The sequence below is a fragment of the Shinella sp. M27 genome (genome assembly GCF_049199905.1).
Taxonomy (GTDB): domain Bacteria; phylum Pseudomonadota; class Alphaproteobacteria; order Rhizobiales; family Rhizobiaceae; genus Shinella.
Window position 1 is genome coordinate 1 of sequence record NZ_JBLZPK010000037.1, and the last position, 21,573, is coordinate 21,573.

Sequence of the window (21,573 nt, forward strand, 5' to 3'; positions counted from 1 at the left end):
TTATCGCGACCGTGACCGCTCGGAATGGAGCTATGTGCCCGACGGCACCGTTAAGATGGCGACGAACCGGCTCGATTTGCAGGCGCTTTACGACGAGGCCCCGAAGGACGGCTGGACGCATCAGGAGAACGGCACCGTCATCGGCCATATCCACCTGCAGGTCTCCGACATTCCGGAAGCCAACGCCTTCTTCAACGGCGTGCTCGGCCTCGACATCATGACGAGCTATCCGGGCGCTAGCTTCTTCGCCACCGGCAAGTACCACCACCACGTGGCGGCGAATGTCTGGAACTCCCGCGGCCAGCCCAAGCGCCAGACCGGCATGACCGGGCTTGCCGACTACACGATCCGCTTCAACGACAAGGCCAAACTGGACGCCGCCGTCGCCAAGCTGGACGAGCTTGCGCTGCCCACCACCCGCTCGGGCGACACGGTCTCGCTGGTCGATCCCTGGGGGATCGGACTGAAGCTTTCGGCGTAAATTATGTGGCCGGTGCATTCAAAATGCGCCGGCCTCCAATCATGCGGATGCTTTTTCAATCATACAAATAGTGCGCCGCCCAGTCCTCGTGCGGCACCTGGTCGCCGATCTTGTACTTGAAGGCGTTGACTTCCAGGCGGTCGGGGCTGGCTTCGCATTTGTAGGACAGGCGGTACCATTCGCCCTTGCTGCGGAAAACCGCGCCCTTCGTCTTGAAGGTGGTGCCGTCGAGCTTGGGATCGCCGAAGGCGTAAGCGATTACCTTGTCGGGACGAAAGCCGTCCCTGGCCGCGCCGATCTTGTCCATCGCCTCCATGTCGCAGCGCTGCTCCAGCCGCTCGTCCGGGGCCAGTTTCTCCAGCTGGCCGCGGATGCGGGCATCGATGGAGAAGGCGGGTGTTGCCAGCGTCAAGGCGCAGAAGGCGGTCAAAAGCCCGGTTAGCTGCCGTTTCAAAGGTATGGCTCCTCTTCTTGCCGTCATTTCCGACGTCTTAATTCGGGGTTAACGCGCAATATGTCGATTTGAAGACACCCCGCAACCCACCTGCGGTTTCAACGGCACATGCTGATGGAACTTCCCTCATCATCACGCGTTCACCGCGGGAATTGGGGCGAGAATTGGGGATCATCATGCATGACATGTCGGCAAAACCGTCCGAGCGGCGTCTTCTGAGAGGCGGCATCGACATCGAGAAAGGGCTCGTGGAGGATGCGCCGCGGCGTCCGGGCCTCGGCATCGCCGCGGACTGGGCGATCATCGGCATCTTCTTCATCATGAGCATGGGCATCGTCTACCTGATGGCGCCGATCCTCATTCCGCTCTGTCTTGCCGTCGTCACCGGCCTCATCTTCGGGGTGGCCGCGGAGAAACTTACCGAGTTCGGCATTCCGCCGTTGCCGACAGCCCTGCTTCTGGCCGGTGCCTTCGGCTTCGGTCTTTTCCTGATCGCGGGCGTGCTTGCCGATCCCATCGCCCAGCTCGCCTCCAATGCCCCCGACCTGGTGCGCGGCGCCTATGATCGTATCACCCCGATGTTCTCGCGTCTCGGCTGGCTCAGCATTCACCCCGAGACCTTCCAGTCGGGGCAGATGTCCATGGAAAAAGTGCTGGAAAACACCGGCAGCATCCTGGGTATCGTCTCGTCCAGCCTGACGCCGGCGCTGCTGCAGGGCATGATCTTCTTCGCCGCCCTCGTGCTCTTCCTCTCGGCCCGCCTGAAGCTGCGCCAGATGATCATCATGGCCTTTCCGCGCCGCAGCCAGCGGCTCACCACCATCCGCATCATGAACGCCATCGACAGCGCGCTCGGCTATTATTTCGCCACCGCCGCCCTGGTCTATTGCGGGCTTGGTGTCGTCACCACGCTCATCACCTGGGGCGGCGGGCTCGCCATGCCGGCGCTTTGGGGGCTGTTTGCCTTCCTCTCCAGCTTCGTGCCGTTCCTCGGCGTGACGCTGATGACAATCGCGCTCGCCACCGCCGGCCTGCTGACGCACGAAACGGTCATGATGGGCCTCCTGCCGGCGCTCGCCTTCTTCGTCGTGCACCTCGCCATGGAAAACCTCGTCATGCCGGCCGTGATGGGCAAAAGGCTGGAGGTCAACGCCTTCATCATATTCACCGCCATCATCTTCTGGACCTGGATGTGGGGTGCCGCCGGCGCCATGCTGGCGCTGCCGCTTTCCATCATCGGCATGACCATCGCCGACGAACTGCGCCCCGCCAAGCGCAAGGCGAAGCGCACTCTGCCGGGCTGAGGGGCTTGCGCACGAACATTATACATTATATTAAAATGTATAATGTTCGTGCCGGAGCCACCCTTGCCTACCCCTGAACCAAGAACCGCGGAAGCGATGGCAGCACAAGCGGCCGAAGTCGCCGGCCTGCTGAAGACGCTCGCCCATCCCGCCCGGCTCATGCTGGTCTGCACGCTCGTCGAAGGCGAATTTTCCGTCGGGGCGCTGGAAACGGCGCTTGGCCTGCACCAGCCCAGCCTGTCGCAGCAGCTCAACGTGCTGCGCGAGGCCGGCATCGTCGAAACGCGACGCGACGGCAAGCAGATCTTTTACCGCCTGACCGGGGAGAAGGCCGCCCAACTCGTCGCCGCCCTGCATGGCATTTTTTGCGCGGAGGCTGCCACGGCATGACCTATCTTCCCTCGCTCTTCGGCGGCATGCTGATCGGCCTGTCCGCCTTTCTGTTGCTCGCCCTCAACGGCCGCGTCGCCGGCATCAGCGGCATTCTCGGTCGCCTGGCGCAGGGCGCGAACATCGCGATCAATGCGAGTTTCGTCACCGGCCTGCTCGCCGGCCCCCTGCTCTACCGAGCCTTTGCCGGCGGATGGCCGGCGCTGACCGTCACCACGCCGCTGCCGCTCATCGCCCTTGCCGGCCTGCTCGTCGGCTTCGGCACGCGCATGGGCTCGGGCTGCACCAGCGGCCACGGCGTCGTCGGCCTCGCCCGGCTGTCGCCCCGCGCCTTTGCCGCCGTTGCGAGTTTTCTCGTCGCCGGCGCTCTCGCCGTGACAATCCTGCGAGGGTTCGGCCTGTGACCCGCTCTGTCCCGCAAATGCTCGCCGCCCTCGTCTCGGGCGCCCTCTTCGGCCTCGGCCTTGCTTTGTCCGGCATGCTCGATCCCGCCCGCGTACAGGGCTTTCTCGATGTGACGGGTGCATGGGATCCGAGCCTCGCCTTCGTGCTCGGTGGCGCCGTCGGCGTGATGCTTCTCGGCCTGCGGCTGATCGCCCGCTTCAAGCGCCCGGCCTTCGACGACCGTTTCCATCTGCCGGAGAACCGCAGGATCGACCGGCGGCTGGTGCTCGGCTCCGCGCTTTTCGGCATCGGCTGGGGCATCGGCGGCTTCTGCCCCGGCCCGGCCGTGGCGGCGTTGTCGCTCGGCCGCCTCGAGCCGTTGCTCTTCGTCGCCTTCATGCTCACAGGAATGATCGTGCACGACCGCCTTTTCGCGCCTCGCGCGCAAGATGATGGCAAGCTTCCGGCTTGATGCGAGCGGCGGGGCTCTCTATCTCTGGTATCCCGCCTAGCATTTTCCCCGGAGTGACATCTTGCCCGTCTTCAAGACCCTGCCCACCGCCCCCGTCGCCGCCAAGAAGCCGATGACGGATACCCGTCACGGCATCACCCGCACCGACGACTATGCCTGGTTCCGCGACGACAACTGGCAGGCGATGTTCAAGGATCCCTCGATCCTCCAGCCGGAAATCCGCACGCATCTGGAGGCCGAAAACGCCTATATGAACGCCGCGATGGCCGACACCGAAGCATTGCAGAAGGCGCTGTTTGCCGAGATGCGCGGCCGCATCAAGGAGGACGACAGCTCCGTGCCGGTCAAGGACGGTCCATTCGCCTACGGCACCGCCTATGTGACCGGCGGCGAGCAGCCGCGCTATTTCCGCGAACCGCGCAACGGGGGCGAACGCGTCATCCTGCTCGACGGGGACAAGGAGGCCGAAGGCAAGGATTACTTCCGCCTTTCCGGCATCGACCATTCCACTGATCATTCCATCGGCATCTGGGGCTATGACGACAAGGGCTCGGAATATTTCACGCTGAAGGTGCGCGATCTCGCGACCGGCGAGGATCGCCACGACACGCTGGTCAACACCGGCGGCGACGGCGTCTGGGCGCCGGATGCAAAAAGCTTCTTCTATACCGCGCTCGACGAGAACCATCGCCCGTCGAAGATCTTCCACCACATCCTCGGCGAGCGCCAGGAAAACGACCGGCTGGTCTATGAGGAGAAGGATGCGGGCTTCTTCCTATCGGTCGGCGGCTCGCTGATCGACGATTTCATCTATATCGACATCCATGACCACGAGACGAGCGAATACCGCCTGCTCTCGACCAAGGATCTCACGGCCACCCCCGTCCTCGTCGCACCGCGCCGGACGGGCCTTGAATATTCGATGACGGAGGGCGGCGACGTCTTCTACATCCTGACCAATGCCGACGGCGCCAAGGACTTCAAGATCATGCAGACGCCGGTGACGGCGCCGGGCCGCGAGAACTGGGTGGATGTCGTGCCGCACCGCGCCGGCACGCTCATCCTCAACCACATGGCCTTCGCCCGCCATCTCGTTTGGCTGGAGCGTCATGAAGGCCTGCCGCGCATCATCGTGCGCGACCGCAAAAGCGGCGAGGAGCATGCCATCGCCTTTGCCGAGGAGGCCTATTCGCTCGGCCTGTCGGGCGCGGCGGAATACGACACCGACGTCATCCGCTTCTCCTATTCCTCGATGACGACGCCGTCGCAGCTCTTCGACTACGACATGGCGACGCGCGAGCGCACGCTTCTCAAGACGCAGGAAGTCCCGTCAGGCCACAATCCCGACGACTACGTCACCCGCCGCGTCTTCGCGCCGGCCTGGGACGGCGAGACGGTTCCCGTCACGCTGCTCTACCGCAAGGATGTCGCCCTCGACGGCTCCGCGCCCTGCCTGCTCTATGGCTACGGCGCCTACGGCATCACCATTCCGGCGTCCTTCAACACCAATTGCCTGTCGCTGGTCGACCGCGGCTTCGTCTATGCCATCGCCCATATCCGCGGGGGCAAGGACAAGGGTTTCGCCTGGTACGAAAACGGCAAGATGGACAAGAAGACCAACACCTTCAAAGACTTCATCGCCGCGGCCGACTATCTGAATCAAGAGAAGTTCACGTCTTACGCGAACATCGTCGCCGAGGGCGGCTCGGCCGGCGGCATGCTGATGGGGGCGATCGCGAACATGGCGCCGGAAAAATTCGGCGGCATCATCGCCGCCGTGCCCTTCGTCGACGTGCTGAACACCATGCTCGACGACACGCTGCCGCTCACCCCGCCGGAATGGCCGGAATGGGGCAACCCGATCGACAGCAAGGATTTCTACCAACTGATGGCGAGCTATTCGCCCTACGACAATATCGAGGCCAAGCCCTACCCCGCCATCCTCGCACTGTCCGGCCTCACGGATCCGCGCGTCACCTATTGGGAACCGACCAAGTGGGTGGCGAAGCTGCGCGAGAAGACGACGGGCACCGAACCGATCCTCCTCAAGACCAACATGGGTGCCGGCCACGGCGGCGCTTCCGGCCGCTTCCAGCGGCTTGAGGAGATCGCCTTCGAATATGCGTTTGCGATCAAGGTGGCGGGGAAGATGTAATTTTGAAAAGCAAAAGAAAGGCCGGCGCCATGGTCGCGCCGACCTTCGAGTTTCCAGTCAGGGGGTCGTGTCCTGACTGGGGTTATCGGAAGGCTCCCACGCAGGCCTGCAGGTCGTTCAGCATGGCGGTGGAGCCCTTGAGGCTGGTGCTGATATCGCCGATGCGCAGGCGGCTGCCGCGTTTCAGGGCCTCGATGACGGAGCGGTCGCTGCCGAGATCGTAGGCGATCTCCTGGCGGCCATAGGCCTTGCCGCTGACGTCATAACCCTTGCCGTCGTCGATCCAGTATTTCGCGTCGCTCGCATAGCTGTCGGCATAGTCGTAGGCCGTGTCCTGGAAGCCGAAGGTCACGTGGCCGTCGTCGTACCAGCGGAAGGCGGAGACGCGGTCGCCATCACCGCGGCGGGTGGCGCGGCAGTTCAGGAAGCGGCGGTCGCTGCCGAAATCGGCGACGATGTCCCAGCCGCCGACCGAGCGCGACGCACGGTAGGGATCGGCATCCGAGCCGTAGCCGTCATCATGGCTCACGCTGCTGCCGGTGTCGGCATAGGCGTCGGTCTTGGTTTCGTGGCTCGATTGGCTGCTCGAATGATCGTTCGATACATGTTCGTCGACCGGGAAATCGCGCAGCAGGTCGCGGTAGCGGTCGAAATAGCCGAGGCGGCGCACGTCGACGAATTCCAGCTCGTAGTCCTCCAGCGAGCGCACGCTGTTGTCGCGCAGGCGCATCAGGCCGCGGAAGCGCAGGCAGCCGTCGCCGCAGTCGATCTCGTCGACATATTCGCGGGCATTGTCGTCAGGCGTCTTTACCGCGACACCGAAGCCGTGGCGGCGCTCGTCGTTGATCGCGCGGAACATCAGAGACTGCGCGTAACCATGGCGATCCTCGTCGAAATAATCGTAGATCGACCGTTCCTCGCTCGGGCTCAGGTCATCCTGCGTCGCGACATAGATCCGACGCTCGGGAATGCTCGCCGAGGTGATGATGTTGCGCAGTCGCTCATGCGAATAGACCGTCGTGAAATAGGAGATGTATTCGCAGCTTTCCGGCGGCGCCCAGAAGCGGAAATCGACGAGCACCAGCTGGCCATCCTTGTAGAGATCGCCGAGCCGCCGGTCGCTGTCGTTGAAGGAGAAGCGGCCGCAGGGATCGTGCTGGTCGTTGGAGAAGGTCAGGTATGGGAGATTGCCGGTATCCTCGTGCGTGCTCTCGAAACGCTTGCCGAGCAGGTCGATCTTGCGCTGCGCGATATACGAGAAGATGCCCTGCGGGTAGCGGCTGAGATAGCGGTCATAGGCCTCGCGGTTGTCGGAGAGCGAGGCGAATTCGTAGAAGGCGATTTCGGCCTCGTCGACCTTGTCGTCCTTGGGGCTCAGCGCTAACTTGCCGTAATCGGCATCGCTCTGCCAGATCTCCTGCTTGCCCTTGCTGCGCTCCTTGACGATCTCGCCGACCTTGCGGAAGGCGTCCTCCAGCGCGATGCCGGGAATGCTGATGGCATCGACGAAGGCCGAGGCGAAGGGGCTGATCGGCGTGCCCTCGTAATCATAGCTCGTGCCGGGCGCGGAGGCATAGGCATAGTGGATGCCGGTGCCGCTCTTCGGCTCGGCGAGACCATCGGGGATATCGCGCAGCGTCAGGAACGGGTTTTCATGGGCGGCGTCGAACAGCACGACCTTCAGGCCCTTGCCGATCTCGCGCAGCGCATCGCTGACCTGGGAGACGGGCAGCGAGCGGTTCCGAAGCCCCGTCAGGGTGCGGCCGGAGGCATCGGTCGGCAGCAGGAAATTGTCGCCGTCAAGCTGCACGGCATAGCCGGAGAAATAGACGAAGAGCACCGGGTTCTCAGCCTTCTCCGCGCGGCGCGTGAAATTGTTGAGCGCCGAGAGCATGGCGAGATTGTCGGCATCGGTGACGCGGGTCACGTCGAAATCCGCCCGCTCCAGCGCCTCACCGACGAGATCGATATCGTTCAGCGGGTTTTCCAGCGGCTCTGCATCCTCGTATTCGGCATTGCCGATGAGGAGCGCATAGCGCTCGGCGGCAAAGGCCGCGGGTGCTGCAAGGAAAAGAAGACAGGCCGCAAGCGCCCCAATCATGCGATAGACATTGCGCTGCACGTTATCCTCCCTCCGGGAAACGACATGATGCCCAGGCCCTGCCGACCGGATGCACGCATGTTTGCTGAGAAGGGGACGGACGGCGCCGCCCGCTTATTCAGCTGCTTATTGAGACGATGATGAAATTCCATCTTTCGCCGGCCGGCAAGGCCTGCGGCGGGGACAAAAGCGGGAGCGAAAGGTTTTGTTGAGACGCCGCTGCTAGCGTCGCGCGCAGAACCGAATGGAAGCGCCATGACCCTTCTGACGCGCCCCGAGCCCCGCGAGGCCGGCGTGGAGCACCGCGTGCTCCGCGATCACACCGCCATGGCCAGCACGGCGGCGGCGTGGCGCGACCTCGAAGCGCGCGCCGGCGATCCCCTCACCTACTTCCAGAGCGCCGACTGGTGCCTGACATGGATCGCGGTCTTTGCCGGCCCGCAATGCCGGCCGGAGGTACACACGCTCTGGCAGGACGGACGGCTCATCGCCGTCTGGCCGCTCATGCTGTCCGGCGGCATTCTCAAGCGGCTGGAACCGCTCGGCGCGCCGCACAGCCAATATGCCAATCTGCTGGTTGATCCGATCCACGGCGAGAAAGCGACGCACAGGCTGCTGGCCGGGCTTGCCGGCCACGACCTGATGGTGCTCGACGGCGTGCCGGAGGGTTCCGCGCTCGCGAGGCTGCTTGGTGAAACGCCGCCGCTGCCCTCGCTTGCCAACAGCGCCGCCATGCTGGATCTCTCGGCCTTCGTGACGCCGGAGGCCTATGCCGCCACGCTCAGCAAGACGCAGCGCCGCAACCGCAACCGGCGACGCAATGCGCTTGCCCGTGAAGGCGCACTTTCCTTTGCCATGCTGTTTCCCGGCGATGCCGGTTTTGCCGAGGGTGTCGCGGCCTGCATTGCCTTCAAGCGCCAATGGCTGCACGAGACCGGCCGGCGCGGCACCGGGCTTGCCTTCGAAGGTTTCGACAGTTTTCTCGCCGCGCTATCCGGCGACCGTGCAACGCTGTCCGGTGCCTGTCTTTCCATTCTGAAGGCCGGCGATAGGCTGATCGCGGGCGAGATCGGCTTCCTGCACCATGGCCATTACCATGCCTATCTCGGCGCCTTCGACTGGGCGCTGCGCGAGGCCTCGCCCGGCAAGGTGCAGATGGACATGACGGTCTGCTGGCTGATCGAGAAGGGTGTCAAAACCTACGACCTGCTCGGCAATCCGGCCGAGTACAAGGAGAACTGGAGCAACCGCACGCTCGGCCTCCAGACCTATGCCCTGCCCGCGAGCCTTGCCGGAAGGGCGTATGCCGGCCTCTGGACCGCGCGGCTGCGCCCCGGCCTCAAGAAGCTCTATTACGGCCTGCCCTTCCGGCTGCGCCGGCTCGCCAAGGGCGGTTAGAGCCTCGGTTTCCGTCCTGACGCAGAACGAGCCTTTCGTTTCCGCCGGCAAGACCCTATCTCTAGGGGACTGCCAGCAGGGACCGACGATCATGAGCGCCGCGACGATACCTTTCGACAACAGCTATGCGCGCCTGCCGGACGCCTTCTTCGCACCTGTTGATCCCACCCCGGTAGAGGCGCCGCAGCTGATCACCTTTAACCGGGCGCTCGCGGAGGAACTCGGGCTCGATGCCGATCTGCTGGAGCGGCATGGTGCGGGCTATTTCTCCGGCAATGTCGCGCTACCCGGCTCGCTACCGCTCGCCATGGCCTATGCCGGCCACCAGTTCGGCCAGTTCGTGCCGCGGCTCGGCGACGGGCGGGCGATCCTGATCGGCGAGGTGATCGACCGCGCGGGAAAGCGCCGCGACATCCAGCTGAAAGGTGCCGGCCAGACGCCCTATTCGCGCCGCGGCGACGGACGCGCCGCGCTCGGCCCGGTGCTGCGCGAATATATCATCAGCGAGGCCATGCACGCGCTCGGTATTCCCACGACGCGGGCGCTTGCCGCCGTCACGACCGGCCAGCCGGTCTATCGCGACCGCGTGCTGCCGGGTGCCGTCTTCACCCGTGTCGCGGCCAGCCATATCCGCGTTGGCACCTTCCAGTTTTTTGCGGCACGCGGCGAGACGGACAATCTGCGCATCCTCGCCGACCATGTCATCAGCAGGCATTATCCCGAGCTGAAGGGCACCGAACGGCCTTATCTCGCGCTGCTCGACGCGGTGGCGGACCGGCAGGCGTCACTGATCGCACGCTGGCTCGGCGTCGGCTTCATCCATGGCGTGATGAACACCGACAACATGACGATATCAGGCGAAACCATCGACTTCGGCCCCTGCGCCTTCATGGATCGCTACGACCCGCGCACCGTCTATTCCTCCATCGACCAGCACGGCCGCTATGCCTTCGGCAACCAGCCGGCCATTGGTCAATGGAATATCGCCCGCCTTGCCGAGGCCCTGCTGCCGATCCTCGACGATAACGAGGACAAGGCGCTGGAAGCGGCAAACGAAGCGGTCACCCGGTTCATGGAGCGTTTCCAGATCCATTGGAAAACCGTGATCCGCGCCAAGCTGGGCCTTCCTGATGCGGAGCGCGAGAGCGATCAGGACCTGATCCGCGACCTGCTCGTCACGCTCTACGAGCAGAAGGCCGACTATACGCTGACCTTCCGGCGCCTTGCCGATGCGGCCGAGGACGCAAGCGCGGATGCCGCAATCGGTGCCTTGCTGGAAGACCCGGCAGCGCTCGGCTCCTGGCTTGCGGCCTGGCGCGAGCGGCTGTCGCAGGATGCGACGACGCCCCAAGCCCGCGCGGCAGCGATGCGCAAGGTCAACCCCGCTTTCATCCCGCGCAACCACAAGGTCGAGGAGGCGCTGACGACGGCCATCGACGAGGGCGACTTCTCGCTGTTTGCGGCGCTGAACGACGTTCTTTCAAAGCCTTACGCAGACCAGCCGGCCTTTGCCGCCTATGCCGAGCCGCCCAAACCCGGCGAGGAGATCACGGCGACGTTCTGCGGCACCTGAAACGCATCCAGAGCATCGCAGCCATGCAAAATCGCGGGGCCGCGCGCATTGAAGCGTCACGGTTCCGCCCTAATTTCTCCTTCGTCCCTCCTTGAGCCGGACGTCATGTCGGCCCCTCACCGCCGGCATTGCCACGGAGACCATCATGTTGCTTTCACTCACTGCCTCGCTCGTCGCCCTCATCGGTCTGGTGCTGACGGGCGGGGGCGGATGGCTGCTGTCGGTCGGCGGCAGCCCCTATTACCTCGTTACCGGCCTTGCCTTTCTTGTCACGGCCATCCTGCTGTTCCGCCGCTCCAGTGCGGCGCTCTGGCTTTATGCCCTCATCGTGCTCGGTTCGCTCGGCTGGGCGGTCTGGGAAGTTGGCTTCGACTGGTGGCAGCTCGGCCCGCGCGGCGGCGTCATCGTGCTCATCGGCCTGTGGCTGATGCTGCCGGTCATTCGCCGGCCGCTCGGCTTTGCCAGCCCCACCGGCACGCGCTATCCGGCGTCGGCCCTGCCGCTCGCCGTAGCCTCCCTCGTCGCCATCGCCGTCGCCGGCTATTCGATGACGCAGGATCCACACGATCTCTCCGGCGCGCTGCCGACAGATGTCGTCAATGCCACGCCCGTGCTCGGCGGCAATGTGCCGGCCGGCGAATGGCACCAGTATGGTCGCACGCAATACGGCCAGCGCTATTCGCCGCTCGACCAGATCAACACGGACAACGTCTCGACGCTGAAGGTCGCCTGGCAATACCAGACCGGCGACGTGAAGAAGCCCGACGACGTCGGCGAGACCACCTATCAGGTGACGCCGCTCAAAGTGGGCGATACGCTCTACATGTGCACGCCGCACAATTGGGCCATCGCGCTCGATGCGGCGAGCGGCAAGGAGAAATGGAAATACGATTCCAACTCCGGGATGAACCCGGATCGCCAGCACCAGACCTGCCGCGGCGTGACCTACTACGCCGACCCGGCAGCCGCTGCCGGTACGGCCTGCGCCGCCCGCGTCTACCTGCCGACCTCGGATGCCCGGCTGATCGCGCTCGATGCCGCCACCGGCGATGTCTGCACGAGCTTCGCCGAAAACGGCGTGCTGCATCTCGAAAAGGGCATGCCTTACAATCCGGCCGGCTACTACTACTCCACCTCGCCGCCGGTCATCACCGACGGCAAGATCATCATCGGCGGGGCGGTCAACGACAACTATTCGACGCAGGAACAGTCCGGCGTCATCCGTGCCTTCGACGTGAATTCCGGTGCGCTGATCTGGAACTGGGATTCGGGTAATCCGGACAGCACCACGCCGCTGCCGGATGGCCAGGTCTATACCGTCAACTCGCCGAATTCCTGGTCGGTCTTCAGTTATGACGAAGCGCTTGGCCTGGTCTTCATCCCCCTCGGCAACCAGGTGCCGGACCAGCTCGGCATGGGCCGCAGCGAGAATGTCGAAAAGTTCTCCTCGTCGATCGTCGCGCTCGACATCAAGACCGGCGCGCTGCGCTGGGTGCGCCAGACCGTGCACCATGACCTCTGGGACATGGACGTGCCGGCCCAGCCCGCGCTGATCGACATCACCAAGGACGGCGCGACTATTCCCGCCCTCGTCGGCCCGACCAAGCAGGGCGACATCTACGTGCTCGACCGGCGCACCGGCGAGCCGATCATCCCCGTCAAGGAGATACCGGCCCCGACCGGGGCGATTCCGGAAGACTTCACCGCGCCCACCCAGCCGATCTCCGACCTCACCTTCTCGCCGCCGCCGCTGACGGAAAAGAACATGTGGGGCGTCACGATGTTCGATCAGCTCGCCTGCCGCATCGATTTCCTGTCGATGAAATACGAAGGCCGCTACACGCCGCCCTCGCTGGAAGGCACGATCGTCTATCCCGGCAATTTCGGCACCTTCAACTGGGGCTCGGTCGCGGTCGATCCGGAACGGCAGATCATGTTCGGCATGCCGACCTATCTCGCCTTCACCTCGCGGCTGGTGCCGCGTGATCAGGTGCCGCCGAAGGGGCAGGATGAAAAGGGTTCCGAACAGGGCCTCAACCGCAATGACGGTGCGCCCTACGGCGTCTTCATGGGACCGTTCCTCGGCCCGCTCGGCATTCCCTGCCAGGCGCCGCCATGGGGCTATGTCGCCGGTGCCGATCTCGCCACCGGCAAGACCGCCTGGAAGCACAAGAACGGCACGGTCATGGACATGACGCCGCTGCCGCTGCCCTTCAAGGTCGGCGTGCCCGGCATCGGCGGCCCCATGCTCACCAAGGGCGGCGTCGCTTTCCTCGGTGCGGCGGTGGACAACTACATCCGCGCCTATGACGTGACGACCGGCCGCCAGCTCTGGGAAGGCCGCCTTCCCGCCGGCGGACAGGCCACCCCGATGACCTACACAGCGGGCGACAAGCAATATGTGCTGATCGTCGCCGGCGGCCATGGCTCCGTCGGCACCAAGCCGGGCGATTACGTGATCGCCTATACGCTGCCGTAGCGACGACAAGTCTCGCAAAAGCTGCAACCGTTAAAGGTCTCCCTGAACATTTTTCAGGGAGACCTTTTCCATGAAGATCGACGGCAGCCTCATTTCGGCCTACGCCACCACCCGGCAGCGCACGACCGGCGACGAAAGCGCCTATGCCGGCACGGATGGACAATCCTCCAGCCGCAGGAGCATCCCGACCGTCAGCGCCGCCGGCACGATGCCGTCGGGCCTTGCCAATGCGCTGTGGCTCACCAATGCCAAGCTCGAGAAGGCGCAGGACGAGAGCGACAGCCTGATCGCCGAATTCATGGAACTGTCCAAGATGACGCCCGCCGAGCGTCTGCGGAAGGAAATCCTCGACCGCATGGGCCTCGACGAGGCCAGCCTCGCCGCCCTGCCCGACGAGCAGCGCGAGGCGATCGAAGAAGACATCCGCCGCGCCATCAAGGAACAGCTCGGCATCGACGAAACCCAACATGCCGGCGCCGTGGAAGGGCAAGCCACCGCCGGACCGGAGGAAGCGGAGGCCTGACCGCCCTCCGCTTCATCTCCTCTTCTCTTTTTCGCGGCCGCAATTAAACCGATTGACAATCGCCGCGAAACGGAGAATATCGCGACCATGATCAAGAGCACGCACATCGCCGCAACGTATTTTTGGCTGTTCCGATAGGAGCGGCTGTTTGATCATGTCAACAAGCCGCCATCAGGCGGCTTTGTTGTTTTAAGGGCACCTGATGGCAGAAAACCAAGGAGCCCGAAATGCACAATACCGTCATCAAGCTTGAACCCGCCGCGCTCGAACGACCGCCGATGCTGACCATCCGCGCCGCGCGCCAGGGCGATCTCCAGCAGATCCTCGACATGATCGCGCTGCATGCCGAATGCCATGGCGACACCGCGAAGATTTCCGCCGTCGATCTCGACCGCGACCTGTTCGGCACCAACCCCTGGATTACCGCGCTCGTCGCCGAAGCCGGCGGACGGCTGATCGGCTACGCGTTGCTCGTGCCGATGTACCGCGCCGCCGAGGGCATGCGCGGCATGGAGCTGCACCAGCTCTTCGTGCGCAAGGACCATCGCGGCCACGGCATCGGCCGCCATCTCGTGTCCCGCGCCCGCGAACATGCCCGCATCGCCGGCTGCGGCTACCTCACCGTCAGCGCCGCCACTGGCAATTTCGGCGCGCACCGTTTCTACGAGCAGATGAATTTCCGCGCCGGTCCCGTCACCGGCATGCGCTACGTCCAGGCTCTGGGCTAAGCACCACACGCGAGGAGGATACCGACATGGCGAAGCGACTGGCAATCGTGCTGACTGCGGGTTACGCCGACTGGGAATGCGGGCTCCTGATGGCAACCGCGCGCCACGAATGCGGCGCCGAGACGGTTATCCTCACCCCCGGCGGCAAGGACGTCACCTCGCTCGGCGGCGTCTCCATCAAGTCCGCGGGCGCGGCAGAGGATGCCGATCCCGCCGGTTTCGATGTGCTGGTGCTGTGCGGCGGCACGATCTGGCAGAGCGATGACGTGCCCGACCTCTCGGCTCCGGTCGGACGCTTCATCGCAGCCGGCAAGCCGGTCGCTGGCATCTGCGACGCCACATTGGCGCTCGGCCGCCTCGGCCTGCTCGATACGCGCGCCCATACCGGCAACTATGCCAGCCAGCTCAAGGACGTCGTCCCGGCCTATCGCGGCGCGGCGCTTTACCGCGACCAGCCGCAGGCGGTGCGCGACAGCGGCGTCATCACCGCTTCGGGTGCCGCACCGGTGACGTTCGCGCGAGAAATCCTCGACGCCATCGGGCTCGGTTCGCCGGAGCTGTTCGAATATCTCGGCATGTATGGCGAAGAGCACCGCAAGGGCTGATCCTCGCCTCCCGCCGAACAATCGGGTAGAGACTTTGTCACCATCAAACGTAGGGTCGAGGCGTGGCAAGAAACGCAGAATATACCGTCTTCCAAGGACGCGCAGGCGACCACAATGATCTGGCCATGCCGGGCGCCAAGGCGATCGGCGCTGAGTTGCAGCGCCGGACCGGCATTGTTCCTGTCACCATCGGCACCCCGGAACCGGCCCTGAACACCGGCTGGCGGGAGGAGTTGGATGCCGCCCTTCCCGCGCTTCGAGATGTGCAATCGCGGTTTGACGCCGTTCTGGCGAAAGGCGCCGTGTCGATCGCCGCGACGAGCCGATGCGCCGTCTCGCTGGCGACGCTTCCAGCCGTCGCCAAACATCATCCATCGGCCTGCATCGTGTGGTTCGATGCGCATGGTGACCTCAATCCGCCCGAGGCAAGCCCGACCGGCTATCTCGGCGGGCTCGCTCTAGCGGGACCGCTTGGCCTTTGGGAGTCGGGGCTGGGCGCGGGCCTGCGCTTCGAGCAGATCGTCCTCGTTGGCCAGCGGGACCTCGATCCCTACGAGCTAGACCTCATCACGCAGCACGGCATCCCGCATATCAAGCCGGGCGCCGGCCTTTCGCACGCACTGAGAGCCGCGATTGCCGGTCGTCCGGTCTATGTGCATCTCGATTGCGATGTGCTGGAGCCCGGCATCGTCCCGACCGACTACAGACATGACGGCGGGCTTTCGCTGGACGACCTTCGGGCCTGCTGCGCCGTCATCGCAGAGCACGATTTTGTCGGGATCGAGATCGCGGAGTTCCAGAACGCTTGGGAAATGGACGGCCCGCCCGTCTCGCCGGCGGCGCTGCTCGATGCCCTTGAGCCGGTTCTGGAAAAAGCCGGCGACTGATCACCGCCAAGAATAAACGCTCCGCCCCCCCTGAGGAGGCGGAGGCTGCAATAGTCGCAAAGATGCTCAGCCGCGCCGCGCCGCCTCGATCACGGCAATGTCGATCTTCTTCATCGTCATCATCGCGTCGAAGGCGCGTTTCGCCTCGGCACCGCCGGCCTTCATGGCGTCCATAAGGACACGCGGGGTGATCTGCCAGGAGATGCCCCACTTGTCCTTGCACCAGCCGCATTCGCTTTCCTGGCCGCCATTGCCGACGATCGCGTCCCAGTAGCGGTCCGTCTCCGCCTGGTCCTCGGTCGAGATCTGGAAGGAGAAGGCCTCGTTGTGCTTGAAGGTCGGGCCGCCGTTCAGGCCGATGCAGGACACGCCGGCGACCGTGAAGTCTACGACGAGCACTTCGCCCTGCTTGCCATCGGGATAATCGCCGGGCGCCCGCAGGACGGCGCCGACCGCGCTGTCCGGAAAGGTTTTCGCATAAAAGCGGGCAGCTTCCTCGGCATCCTTGTCGAACCACAGGCAGATCGTGTTCTTGGCCATTGCAGCATCCTCTCGTTCTGGTTTCCAGATCGTCGGCGACGATCCCATGGCTTGAAGACGCAGGCGCCGACGATGATCCGACATCCAGCCGAAAAAATTCTGCGGCCTGTCGTTCAATGCGCGGGAATGGCCTTCAGATAGGCAGCAATCGCTTCGCGGTCCTCCTTGGGCAGCTGGGCCATGTTCTTCTGCACCGAAACCATCGCACCGCCGACGCTGTCGAAATCGGGCGTGAAGCCGGTCTCGAGGTAGTTGACGATATCGCCGGCGCTCCAGCTGCCGAAGCCGCCCTCGGCCGGGGTGATGTTGGGAATGCGCCCCTCGCCTTCCGGGTTCGGCCCGCCGGCGAGCCACTGGTCGACCTTCAGGCCGCCCAGCACGTCGCGCGGCGTGTGGCATTCGCCGCAATGGCCGGGGCCTTCGACGAGATACTGGCCGTGTTTGACGACCTCGTCGGCAGTGGCGAGCGTCACGCGCGGCGCGTCGTTGAGATAGAGGAACTTCCAGCCACCGAGCGACAGGCGGATGTTGAAGGGGAACGGCAGGTCGTGTTCGGGCGCGACATTCGCGCTCTTCGGCAGGGTCTTCAGATAGCCGTAGAGATCGCCGACATCCTTCACCGTCATGCGCGCATAGGAGGCATAGGGGAAGGACGGGTAGAGGTGCTCGCCGTTCTTGCCCGTGCCGCGCTTCATGGCGTCGCCGAATTCGGCGAGCGTCCAGGCGCCGATACCGGCGGTCTCGTCGGGGGAAATGTTGGGGGCGTAGAAGGTGCCGAACGGGCTCTTCAGCGCAAGGCCGCCGGTCAGCACGGTTTTCTGGTCGTCGCTCGCGCCCGGTGCGGCATGACAGCTGGAACAACCGCCGGCATGGAAGATGCGCTCGCCATTCGCCAGGTCCGGTTCGCCAGCAGCAAGCCAGGTTTCGGCCGGAAGGCGCTCAGGCTTGGTGATAAACAGGAATGCGCCGGCGCCGACCGCGCCCAGCACGACGATGCCGCCGATGAGTTTCTTGAGAGCCATGCGCCGTTTCCTCTCGCTGATCCGAAGCCTGCCTCCGGCCGCGCCGGAACGGAAAGACACCGCCCCGGCGGCCGGCGCCGGGACAGTGTGCGTTTTGGTGAGAGATGGTCCGGTCTACCGCTTATTTCTTGACGCGGTAGACCTCATGACAGCCGCCGCAATTCTTGCCGATCGTGCCGAGCGCGGCCGCCACGCCCGCCTGGTCGGCCGGCAGGCTTGCCAACACCGCATCGGCATCCGTGCCGAGCTTGGCGGCATGGGCCTTGAAGTCGTCCATCTGCTCCCAGATCTTAGGGCTTGCTTCCGTCTCGTGGCCCGTTTCGGAGCCGGCCGGGAACTGTTCCGGGAAAGCCTTGGCGACTTCACTCATCGTGGTCAGCGATGCCTTGACGATCTCGGCGTCATAGGGCTTTTCGCCTTTGGCGATGCCGGCGAGCGCGCCCATGGCGCCGCCGACCTTCTTCATCATTTCCTGGCGGACGACCTGGGGTTCATCCGCCGCCACGACGGCGCCCGCGCCGATGACGGCAAGCGCGGCCGCGGCCGCCAAGGTTTTGAACTTCATCGATTGCTCCCGATTATGGCAGGCGGTTGCCTCCGCGCGCCGATTTGACGATGCGTCGCCATGATTGCATTTTAGGAACCCGATGAAAGTAAAATCTTTTTGACGGCCGAAATCTTGGCCAATCAGACGCTGCCCCAGCCCCGCCAGAGAGTGACGACGGCGATGACGACCAGGAGCACGCCGGCCGCCCTGCCGATGAAGCGCGTGATCGCCGGGTTGCCGGTCAGCGCATCGCGACTGCGGGCCGCCGCCAGCGCCAGCCCGCCATAAACGGCAAGCTGCGTCACCCAGATCACCAGGAGCATGATCGTCGCCTGGCGCCAGACGGGGCCGAATTCCGGGCGCAGGAACTGCGGGAAGACGGCGAGCATGAAGAGATAGGCCTTCGGGTTCATCAGGCTCGTCAGCGCGCCTTGGCGGAAGCGCGTGACGAGACCGCGCCGATCAATGCCGTCGACGGCATCGATGACAATGGAGCTTCGAAACAACTGCCAGCCGATCCAGGCGACATAGAGTGCGCCGGCGACCAGCAGGACATTGAAGAGCTGCGGCGCGAAATGCAGGAGCACGCCAACGCCGAGTGCTGCATAGAGCGTGTGCACCAGCCCGCCGGCCATGATGCCGAAAGTCGCCGAAAGCCCGGCCTTGCGCCCGCCCGACAGCGAGCTTGCCATGACGAAGACCATGTCCATGCCCGGCACGATGATTATGCCCGACACGAGCAGGAAGAAGAGCCAGAGGTTTTCGCTGTAGGTCATGTCAGTTGTCCATTGCCGATCTCTGCGCGGCGGCCCTATGCTGCCTTTTGTTTCAAGCGCTTGAGGGCGTGCTATAAAGGAGGCCAACTGACAGGGATGTGTCAGTTGTGATGGGGAAACCGATGCGCAAGGCCTCGCGGCTGTTCGAGATCATCCAGATTCTGCGGCTCGCCCGCAACCCGATAACGGCCGCCGAGATCGCCGCGCGGCTGGAGGTGACGGTGCGCTCGATCTATCGCGACATCGCCGCCCTTCAGGCGATGCGCGTGCCCGTCGAGGGCGAGCGCGGCATCGGCTATATCCTGCGCCCCGGCTTCGACCTGCCGCCGCTGATGTTTTCCATCGAGGAAACGGAGGCGATCGTCCTCGCGCTGGCGCTTCTCGACCGCACCGGCGACATGGAACTGAAAGCCGCCGCCAGCCGCGTTGCGGAAAAAATTGCCGGTGCCGTGCCGCCGCCGCTGCGCCAGACGCTCTCGGCCCGCGCGCTGCATGCCTGGGGCAGCGTGCCCCGCCAGCCCGAAGGCATCGACCTCGCCACGGTGCGCCGCGCCATCCGCGACGAAGAGAAACTGCTGATCGACTACCGCGACGAATATGCCCGCGCCACCGAACGCACCATCCGCCCGATCGCGCTCATCTATTATTCGGAGACGGCCAACATCGTCGCCTGGTGCGAATTGCGCCAGGCCATCCGCAACTTCCGCGCCGACCGGGTGGAGGCCTGCGAGAGGACGGAGGCGCATTTTCGCGGCGAAGGGGATGGGCTAAGGCAATTATGGATTGCCGGGTGGGCGTAGAACCAGCGTTAGGCAACGGCCCGCAAATCGAAATCGGCGTGGATGATATCGAAGGGCACTTCGACCTTCCCCTCCTCCGTTCGATCGACAATGCCCCAATCCGCCAGAGCGACGATATCCTCGTGCACCCGCTTCACGTCCCGGCCGAGCGAACGGGCAAGCGCCCGAATGCTGCTTGGGCCGATTTTTTGCAGGTGCTCGATCAGCTCCCAGCGTTTCGGGCTGATCACCGAGAAGAGTTGTGCAGGCGAACTGAAGGTGAAGGTCGCGACCGGATCGGAGGGTTTTCCCGTGCGCGCGGCCTCGGCTGCACGGGCTAGGCTCTCGGCCAGTGCGTCTTCGGCGTCATTGCGGATCTGGATGCGTGCGCGTTTCATTCAGGGCCTCCTTTTCGCAATTTCGGCTCGAAAATCATCGAGCAGCACCGCGACGGTCGTGAACGCATAGGGGAACTCGCGCCCGTCGAGATGGCAATGATCGCCCTTGCCGCGCTCATTGTCGAAGCCGACGATGCGCCGGCCATCCCGCCCGTAAAACAGGCGGTATTTGTAGCGATGCACGCTTCCCGCAATGGGTTCAGGAACCTGCCACAGCACGATCTCGACAATCGAGCCATCCGGCAGGACCGTCTTCGAACGCTCGAGAAGCACGGCATCCATGTTGGCATTTATGCCATCAATGGGGAGAAATGTCGACAAACAAAAACCCCGGCCGTTTCCGACCGGGGTTTGCGAAATGCCACTGCGCGCGAAAATTACTTCGTGGCGGCTTCGTAGCGCTCCAAGACGTAGTCCCAGTTGATCAGGCTGTCGACGAAGGCTTCGAGGTACTTCGGGCGGGCGTTGCGGTAGTCGATGTAATAGGAGTGTTCCCAGACGTCGACGCCGAGGATGGGCTCTGCGCCGTGGACCAGCGGGTTTTCACCGTTCGGGGTCTTGGAGATAGCGAGCTTGCCGTCCTTGACGGAGAGCCAGGCCCAGCCCGAGCCGAACTGCGTGGTGCCGGCGGCGATGAAATCGGCCTTGAACTTGTCGTAGCCGCCGAGGTCGCCGTCGATGGCCTTCTGCAGGGCGCCCGGCAGGCTCTTGCCGCCGCCGTCCTTCTTCAGCCACTTCCAGAAATGAACGTGGTTGTAGTGCTGGCCGGCATTGTTGAAGAGGCCCTGGTTGGTGCCGTAGGACTTCTTGACGATCTCTTCGAGCGAGAGGTCGGCGAGACCGGCTTCTTCCGCCAGCTTGTTGCCGTTGTCGACATAGGCCTTGTGGTGCTTGTCGTGGTGATATTCGAGCGTTTCGCGCGACATGAAGGGCGCGAGTGCATCGTAATCATAGGGAAGCGGCGGAAGTTCGAAAGCCATCTGGTGTCTCCTCATTGTTTAGGCGCAGGCCCCGGATGCAACAGCGTTGCGCTTTTGCTGGACCTGCTCCGGCGACGGAATTTTTGGAAGGAAATCCGTGACCGGAACATAGGAGCGGCAACCGGAAGAGGCAACCGCCAGCATTCCAATTTTTCCGGCGGTTGGACAAAATCATTGCCGTTTTGCATGAGAGATCAAGGACGAAGCGGAACGAATTGCGATTTGAAACATTTTGTCCCTCCCCGCCAACCCGGAGCTTTTCATGCGCGCCATCCCCCTTGCCGTCCTCGCCCTCTCGCTTGCCGCCCCGCTGGCGCACGCCTCCTCCTCCGATGCCTGGGAAGAATTCCGCGCCGACGTGGAGAAGAGCTGCCTTGCGAGCCTGCCCGAGGCACTGGGAACGCCGACTGTCTTCGTCGAGCCGACGGGCACCCAGTCCTTCGGCATCGCTGCCGTGGAAGGACTCTCGCCGGAGGCCAAGAGCCAGATCACCTATATCTGTATCTACGACAAGCAGAAGAAGACGGTGGAGATCTCCCCGCCGATCGCCGCCGAGTTCCTGCATGTGGTGCGCGAAAGCGAACGCGCGGCGGCAGC

At 64.2% G+C, this 21,573-nt stretch carries 24 protein-coding genes; 15 read left to right on the plus strand and 9 right to left on the minus strand.

Features of this window, described 5'->3' with window-relative positions; all coding sequences use genetic code 11:
• Positions 1-481 (plus strand): VOC family protein (locus ACOZK4_RS15180; protein ID WP_421592603.1); only part of this gene is annotated, 481 nt, incomplete at its 5' end.
• A gap of 55 nt (positions 482-536) precedes the next feature.
• Here the strand turns inward: ACOZK4_RS15180 and ACOZK4_RS15185 are convergent.
• Entirely contained in the window at positions 537-935 is a 399-nt protein-coding gene (locus tag ACOZK4_RS15185) for a DUF930 domain-containing protein (RefSeq protein ID WP_421592604.1), read from the minus strand.
• A gap of 176 nt (positions 936-1,111) precedes the next feature.
• On the opposite strand from ACOZK4_RS15185, the gene ACOZK4_RS15190 reads away from it, so the two are divergent.
• The 5 genes from ACOZK4_RS15190 (at position 1,112) to ACOZK4_RS15210 (ending at position 5,640) form a co-directional block, all read left to right on the plus strand.
• Positions 1,112-2,239, plus strand: coding sequence for an AI-2E family transporter (locus tag ACOZK4_RS15190; protein ID WP_421592605.1), 1,128 nt, complete (start codon positions 1,112-1,114; stop codon positions 2,237-2,239).
• Positions 2,240-2,335: 96 nt separating this feature from the next.
• The gene (gene bigR, locus ACOZK4_RS15195; protein ID WP_421592606.1) at positions 2,336-2,629 is read left to right on the plus strand and encodes a sulfite-sensing transcriptional repressor BigR; all 294 of its coding nucleotides are present in this window, start codon (positions 2,336-2,338) and stop codon (positions 2,627-2,629) included.
• Positions 2,626-3,033 carry a YeeE/YedE family protein gene (locus ACOZK4_RS15200; RefSeq protein ID WP_421592607.1) on the plus strand — a complete coding sequence of 136 codons (408 nt, stop codon included), beginning with the start codon at positions 2,626-2,628 and terminating at the stop codon, positions 3,031-3,033. Before bigR ends, ACOZK4_RS15200 begins: the two co-directional genes overlap by 4 nt.
• The gene (locus tag ACOZK4_RS15205) at positions 3,030-3,485 is read left to right on the plus strand and encodes a DUF6691 family protein (RefSeq protein ID WP_421592608.1); all 456 of its coding nucleotides are present in this window, start codon (positions 3,030-3,032) and stop codon (positions 3,483-3,485) included. Before ACOZK4_RS15200 ends, ACOZK4_RS15205 begins: the two co-directional genes overlap by 4 nt.
• A 61-nt stretch (positions 3,486-3,546) precedes the next feature.
• Positions 3,547-5,640, plus strand: a complete 2,094-nt coding sequence (locus ACOZK4_RS15210; RefSeq protein ID WP_421592609.1) for a S9 family peptidase — start codon at positions 3,547-3,549, stop codon at positions 5,638-5,640.
• A gap of 82 nt (positions 5,641-5,722) precedes the next feature.
• On the opposite strand, the gene ACOZK4_RS15215 is transcribed toward ACOZK4_RS15210, so the two are convergent.
• Entirely contained in the window at positions 5,723-7,762 is a 2,040-nt protein-coding gene (locus tag ACOZK4_RS15215; protein ID WP_421592610.1) for a caspase family protein, read from the minus strand.
• Positions 7,763-7,996: 234 nt separating this feature from the next.
• Between ACOZK4_RS15215 and ACOZK4_RS15220 the strand changes: the two genes are divergently transcribed.
• The 7 genes from ACOZK4_RS15220 to ACOZK4_RS15250 all read left to right on the plus strand — a co-directional run bounded on the left by ACOZK4_RS15220 (position 7,997) and on the right by ACOZK4_RS15250 (position 15,934).
• Positions 7,997-9,139 carry a GNAT family N-acetyltransferase gene (locus ACOZK4_RS15220; protein WP_421592611.1) on the plus strand — a complete coding sequence of 381 codons (1,143 nt, stop codon included), beginning with the start codon at positions 7,997-7,999 and terminating at the stop codon, positions 9,137-9,139.
• Positions 9,140-9,230: 91 nt separating this feature from the next.
• Entirely contained in the window at positions 9,231-10,712 is a 1,482-nt protein-coding gene (locus ACOZK4_RS15225) for a protein adenylyltransferase SelO (RefSeq protein WP_421592612.1), read from the plus strand.
• 145 nt (positions 10,713-10,857) lie between these two features.
• A complete protein-coding gene (locus tag ACOZK4_RS15230; protein WP_421592613.1) occupies positions 10,858-13,191 on the plus strand; it encodes a glucose/quinate/shikimate family membrane-bound PQQ-dependent dehydrogenase in 2,334 nt (777 codons plus the stop codon).
• Positions 13,192-13,261: 70 nt separating this feature from the next.
• A complete protein-coding gene (locus ACOZK4_RS15235; protein ID WP_421592614.1) occupies positions 13,262-13,714 on the plus strand; it encodes a hypothetical protein in 453 nt (150 codons plus the stop codon).
• Positions 13,715-13,941: 227 nt separating this feature from the next.
• Entirely contained in the window at positions 13,942-14,442 is a 501-nt protein-coding gene (locus ACOZK4_RS15240; protein ID WP_298100015.1) for a GNAT family N-acetyltransferase, read from the plus strand.
• A gap of 26 nt (positions 14,443-14,468) precedes the next feature.
• A complete protein-coding gene (locus ACOZK4_RS15245; protein WP_421592615.1) occupies positions 14,469-15,047 on the plus strand; it encodes a DJ-1/PfpI family protein in 579 nt (192 codons plus the stop codon).
• A 62-nt stretch (positions 15,048-15,109) separates the two neighbouring features.
• Entirely contained in the window at positions 15,110-15,934 is an 825-nt protein-coding gene (locus tag ACOZK4_RS15250) for an arginase family protein (protein ID WP_421592616.1), read from the plus strand.
• Between the two features lie 66 nt (positions 15,935-16,000).
• Here ACOZK4_RS15250 and ACOZK4_RS15255 read toward each other — a convergent pair whose 3' ends face one another.
• The 4 genes from ACOZK4_RS15255 to ACOZK4_RS15270 form a co-directional block, all read right to left on the minus strand.
• Positions 16,001-16,474, minus strand: a complete 474-nt coding sequence (locus ACOZK4_RS15255) for a VOC family protein (RefSeq protein WP_421592617.1) — start codon at positions 16,472-16,474, stop codon at positions 16,001-16,003.
• Between the two features lie 113 nt (positions 16,475-16,587).
• Positions 16,588-17,496, minus strand: a complete 909-nt coding sequence (locus tag ACOZK4_RS15260; RefSeq protein ID WP_421592618.1) for a c-type cytochrome — start codon at positions 17,494-17,496, stop codon at positions 16,588-16,590.
• 121 nt (positions 17,497-17,617) lie between these two features.
• Entirely contained in the window at positions 17,618-18,061 is a 444-nt protein-coding gene (locus ACOZK4_RS15265) for a c-type cytochrome (RefSeq protein WP_421592619.1), read from the minus strand.
• 122 nt (positions 18,062-18,183) lie between these two features.
• Entirely contained in the window at positions 18,184-18,819 is a 636-nt protein-coding gene (locus tag ACOZK4_RS15270; protein WP_313531086.1) for a LysE family translocator, read from the minus strand.
• Between the two features lie 122 nt (positions 18,820-18,941).
• Here ACOZK4_RS15270 and ACOZK4_RS15275 point away from each other — a divergent pair, with 122 nt between their 5' ends.
• Entirely contained in the window at positions 18,942-19,619 is a 678-nt protein-coding gene (locus ACOZK4_RS15275; RefSeq protein ID WP_421592620.1) for a helix-turn-helix transcriptional regulator, read from the plus strand.
• An 8-nt stretch (positions 19,620-19,627) separates the two neighbouring features.
• On the opposite strand, the gene ACOZK4_RS15280 is transcribed toward ACOZK4_RS15275, so the two are convergent.
• The 3 genes from ACOZK4_RS15280 to ACOZK4_RS15290 form a co-directional block, all read right to left on the minus strand.
• On the minus strand, positions 19,628-19,996 hold the full coding sequence (locus ACOZK4_RS15280; protein ID WP_421592621.1) for a transcriptional regulator: 369 nt from the start codon (positions 19,994-19,996) through the stop codon (positions 19,628-19,630).
• Positions 19,997-20,278: a toxin-antitoxin system TumE family protein gene (locus ACOZK4_RS15285; RefSeq protein WP_421592622.1), complete on the minus strand. Its 282-nt coding sequence runs from the start codon at positions 20,276-20,278 to the stop codon at positions 19,997-19,999. It lies immediately after the preceding gene.
• A gap of 95 nt (positions 20,279-20,373) precedes the next feature.
• The gene (locus tag ACOZK4_RS15290) at positions 20,374-20,976 is read right to left on the minus strand and encodes a superoxide dismutase (RefSeq protein WP_421592623.1); all 603 of its coding nucleotides are present in this window, start codon (positions 20,974-20,976) and stop codon (positions 20,374-20,376) included.
• Positions 20,977-21,238: 262 nt separating this feature from the next.
• On the opposite strand from ACOZK4_RS15290, the gene ACOZK4_RS15295 reads away from it, so the two are divergent.
• A partial coding sequence (locus tag ACOZK4_RS15295) for a hypothetical protein (protein WP_421592624.1) occupies positions 21,239-21,573 on the plus strand: 335 nt, incomplete at its 3' end.